General features: G+C 61.0%; 5 protein-coding genes and 1 pseudogene. 4 read left to right on the top strand and 2 right to left on the bottom strand.

Annotated features, from left to right (window positions below; translation table 11 throughout):
* Positions 1-152: helix-turn-helix domain-containing protein (locus tag F573_RS15575; protein WP_019023045.1), on the bottom strand; the 152-nt coding region annotated here is incomplete at its 3' end.
* Positions 153-183: 31 nt separating this feature from the next.
* Here F573_RS15575 and F573_RS14450 point away from each other — a divergent pair.
* Both F573_RS14450 and F573_RS0113585 read left to right on the top strand, forming a co-directional pair.
* Positions 184-630, top strand: coding sequence for a hypothetical protein (locus F573_RS14450; RefSeq protein WP_155986686.1), 447 nt, complete (start codon positions 184-186; stop codon positions 628-630).
* 203 nt (positions 631-833) lie between these two features.
* Positions 834-1,280: a bacteriohemerythrin gene (locus F573_RS0113585; protein ID WP_019023047.1), complete on the top strand. Its 447-nt coding sequence runs from the start codon at positions 834-836 to the stop codon at positions 1,278-1,280.
* 106 nt (positions 1,281-1,386) lie between these two features.
* Here the strand turns inward: F573_RS0113585 and F573_RS0113590 are convergent, their stop codons facing one another.
* Positions 1,387-3,012, bottom strand: coding sequence for a methyl-accepting chemotaxis protein (locus F573_RS0113590; protein ID WP_019023048.1), 1,626 nt, complete (start codon positions 3,010-3,012; stop codon positions 1,387-1,389).
* Between the two features lie 43 nt (positions 3,013-3,055).
* On the opposite strand from F573_RS0113590, the gene F573_RS15140 reads away from it, so the two are divergent.
* Together F573_RS15140 and F573_RS0113600 are read left to right on the top strand one after the other, a co-directional pair.
* Positions 3,056-3,880 carry a hypothetical protein gene (locus F573_RS15140; protein ID WP_155986687.1) on the top strand — a complete coding sequence of 275 codons (825 nt, stop codon included), beginning with the start codon at positions 3,056-3,058 and terminating at the stop codon, positions 3,878-3,880.
* A 67-nt stretch (positions 3,881-3,947) separates the two neighbouring features.
* Positions 3,948-4,222: pseudogene (locus F573_RS0113600) on the top strand (hypothetical protein); the annotation flags it as partial.

The following is a 4,222-nucleotide window of genomic DNA, read 5'->3' on the forward strand; positions in this document are numbered from 1 at the left end:
AACTTCAGTGATTCCCGACGCTCGCCCCAGGCCCGGCGCCGTTCGGCCAGCGCCTCGTTCCACAACAGGCAATGGACCCAACGCTGGTGCTCCAGGGCGGCCAGTTGTTCCGCCGTGGGATAAATCCGGTATGTGACTTTGCGCTGAACCATCGTGGCTCCAATATACGCCGAGCATCCATTGATGCAATTTTTCTGGCGGGACCGCCATGCGCCGCTTCACCACCCCCTAAGCCGCTGCGCGGCTATAGGCGGAGCACTGCGGCGCGGATTGGTAGCCGACCTTCGCTATGCGGGGCAGGGCGCCGTGTTATTTCTGGACAGCGATTTCGCCCCCGGCCTGCGCTGGGAATGGTGCGACGAAGTATCCGACGCGATCTGCCCCACGGGATGGTTCACGGATCCCGGCGAGGAAGATGAAACGATCCGCGGGATCGTGATGCGCCTGCCTCACGGCCGGGGATTTTTGGCCGGCTGGTCGATGGGTGAGGGCATGCCCAGCGTGTTCGACAAGGAGATCCACCACGACGAAACCGACGCGGCGCACGCGGCCGATAACATGTCCGAGCGCGCAGCCGAGCGCGCACGCGAGTATCAGGAGGAAATGGACGCTGAGTTCGTGGAGGCCTGAATCCGGGCGATGCTTGAATCCGGCCGGAAACTGGGGGTGCGTACCGTGAAACGCGAAATCACAAGCGCCTTGCTGGGCCTCGCGGGTTTGCCGCTGCCCCCCTGTCGTTTCAGGGGGGTATGCGCCAAATGTCGCTCCCGGGGATTGGTTCAATCGCCCCGACGTGCATAATGGTATTCGGGTTTCCACGGAAGGAGCATGCCATGACCCCCATTAGCTGGGATCGCAACCTCGAACTGGGCATCGATGCCATCGATGAACAGCACAAGCGCATCTTCGACTATCTCCAGCAAGTCGACCACGCCATCGCCACCGGGGATAAACAGGAGGTGGAGTCTGTCGTGAATGGCCTTCTGGACTATACCCAATCACACCTGGTGTTCGAGGAAGGGCTGATGGAGAAGGCTGAGTACCCAGCCCTGGAGGCGCACCGTCAGGTTCACCAGGCGTTCACCGGACGCATCCAGAAGCTGCGCGAGGAGCTGGACAAGGGGTTGGACCCTCTGGGGGTTGCGCGCAAGATCCGCTCCGACCTGGGCCTCTGGCTTCTGAATCACATCAAGCGCGACGATCAGGACTATGTGCCGTACGTCCGCCCGATCCTCGAAGGCGGCTGGCTCTCGCGCTGGAAGCAGAAGATTTTTGGCTGAGGGAATCCATCCGACTTGAAGAAACGGGCCGCCCCCTCGGGGATGCGGCCCTTTCTTTGTTCAGAGACCCACTGTTCCTGCATATTGAAGCCTCCATCGCCTGGTTTTACACCCGGAAACGCTCCACACGTTGATGCAGTTCAGCGGACAGCCGGGAAAGTTGCTCGCTGGCTGTTGCCACCTGACTGGAGGCGCTGAGGCTTTCGTCCGCCGTCGTGCTGATGGTCTGCAGGTTACGGTTGATCTCTTCGGACACGGTGCTCTGTTGCTCCGACGCGCTGGCGATCTGGGTCGTCATCTCGTCAATCGTCCGGATTGACTCCGTCAGCTGGTTCAGGCGATCACGCACGCCGTGAACTTCCTCCACAACACTAAGGGCGCTGTTCTCGTTCCCCTCCATGGCGCTCACCGCCTGCTGCACTCCGCCCTGAAGGTTCTGGATGATTTCGCTGATACGCTCGGTGGACTCATGCGTGCGCCCTGCGAGCGTGCGGACCTCGTCGGCCACCACGGCAAATCCACGACCGGATTCGCCGGCCCGTGCCGCTTCGATCGCCGCATTGAGCGCCAGAAGATTGGTCTGTTCCGTGATGTCCTGAATCATCTTGAGGATCTGGCCGATCTCTTCGCTCTTCTCGGCCACGTCGCGCACGGCATCCGCCGAGGAATGGATTTCGGAGGACAACCGATCCACTGCTTCGGCGGTTCCCCGGGACGACTGGTTCGCTTCGGTGACGGACTTCTCACCGGCGCTCGCTGCGTCCGCTGCGGACTGAGTATTGTTGGCGACCTCAGCAACGGTCGCCGCCATTTCATTCATCGCGGTGGCGACTTGGTCGGTCTCGTCCTTCTGCCGGGACACATCGTTGCGGGTCTGTTCCGCCACTGCCGCCAGTTGGTTCGTTGCGGAGGCCACCTGATCTCCGGAATCCACAATCTGACGGATCAGGGTTCGCATGTCCTCGCCCATGGCATTGAAGGCTTCGGTGGCCCTGCCAATTTCGTCATGCCCCCGTACCGGCAGCGGTTCACCTCTCATGTCCCCGTCGGCCATTTCCACGGCGCGTTCACGCAGAGCGTCGATGGCCCGCACCAGGTAGCTCGCCAACAGGACCGCCAGCATCAAGCCGGCGAGAACGGCGGCCGTTGACGCGCCGATCATGATCCCGGCGGATCGAACCTGTGCGTCCTGAGCCTCCTCGACCATGTCCTGGCTTTCCGACTCCATGACCTCCTGGAGATCCTGGAGGCCTTCTTCCATGGTCTCCAGATGCGTGACGGTCTCCCGGGTGTACTTCTCCTGGGCCTCACTGTCGTTGCCTTCGCGTGTCGCCTCCGTGATGGGATGGGCGCTGGCGTGCATCTGGTAGTGCGGTTCTTCGAGCCGATCGAATACCCGCTGAAACTCCGGGCTCGACATTTCGTAGGCATCGGATTCCTGGAAGTCGTAATACCACTGTCCGAAAGCGCATTGGGTATGGTCCAGCTGCCCGGTGAATTCGTCCCCGGTCAGAATGGACTGTGACAGTTCCATCCCCCATCGAACATGGTTGTTCTCCATCTGAAGCTGGAACTGGACATCCTCCATCCGTTCCAGGGCGTCTTCGTATTGCGCTGCGGTATAACGATCACCGGCCAGACTGGTGAAGGCCATGAAGATCATCAGCATCAGGACGACGCCAAAGGCGAGTCCCAGCTTGGTGCGCAGTTTCAGGTTGGCGATCCATCGCATAGGGGGGATCCTTGGCTGGTCTTCAATTACAGAAACTTTTAGAGTGCCCGATTCTCTGGGCGTAACACCTTACCATGGTATCTTCTTTTCTTTAAGAGTTGAAGATATTGACCATCTGCGGTTTTCCATTACTCTTGCCCCGGTCAAGATCGCATATAACAACCGACCGATGGGGGTGGCAATGCAAACGCCCGAACAGCGCATCCAGCGCATTCTGAAACTTCTGCGTCAGAAAGAAGATGAACGGGCTTTCCAGGTATGGCTGGGCGTTCCGAAACGACAGCAAACCGAGGTTCGCCAGGGTCTCGGGGATCTGGCGGTGCGCAAACTGGAGGAGCGCCAGCAGGCGCTGGACGCACGCCGCCGACAGCGACAGGCCGATCTGGAGCGCCAGCAGGCCGAACGGTTGGACCAGGCCAAACAGATGGAAGCCGAGCGCCAACAGGCCTGGGAAGCCTTCCTGGAACGACTGGAGAATGTTCGATCGGAACAGGGGGATGCAGCCCGGATTGCCGCGGCATCCGAATATCTCCAGCGGTCCATGGATCCTCACCTCGATGCCGACGAGCAAACCCGTTGCCGTGAGCTTCGCCGGGAGGCGATGTGGGGTTCCCGGGTTCGCGAAGCCCTCGGCTGTTCCCGGGGCGAACTGGACCGCTGGGACCAGGATGGACGTCTGCCGCACGCCTTTTCAGCCTCCTTGAATATCGGCCCGAAAACCGTACAGGGCCGGAAGTGGTACCGCGAAGATGTGGAGGGCGCGAAGGCGTTGTTGGAAGAGTGGCGGGCGTTCGACCGGGCGCGTCGCTCGAAAAAAACGAACCCGGACTGGATCCCCCGGCGCCGGACGGTCGAATCCGAATCGTGAGCGGAAAAAATCGACAGCGCGACCGTTTGCGATAGCCTGGCCAGGCAATACCAATGGAGATCCGATCATGTCCGACAATCCCCGCACGCTCGCCTTTGTCTGGGGCGAGATTCGCCCGCTGCTGGAGCACACCCGCAATGCCCAACGATGGTCCGGCGCCCTCGGCGAGCAGGTTCAGGCCGTCTTCGACAAGGGGCTGGTCGAGCAGGGCGACACCTTCAAGGCGCTGGATGTACTATCCGAGAACCCCGAAGCCCTGAAGGACCACAACTACGAACCGGGGCTGTTCATCGTGGGCGACGCGGGCGTATATCTGATGAGCGCCGGTGAGCCCGGCCTTCT

The organism is Thioalkalivibrio sp. ALE23, assembly GCF_000378545.1.
Lineage (GTDB): Bacteria > Pseudomonadota > Gammaproteobacteria > Ectothiorhodospirales > Ectothiorhodospiraceae > Thioalkalivibrio.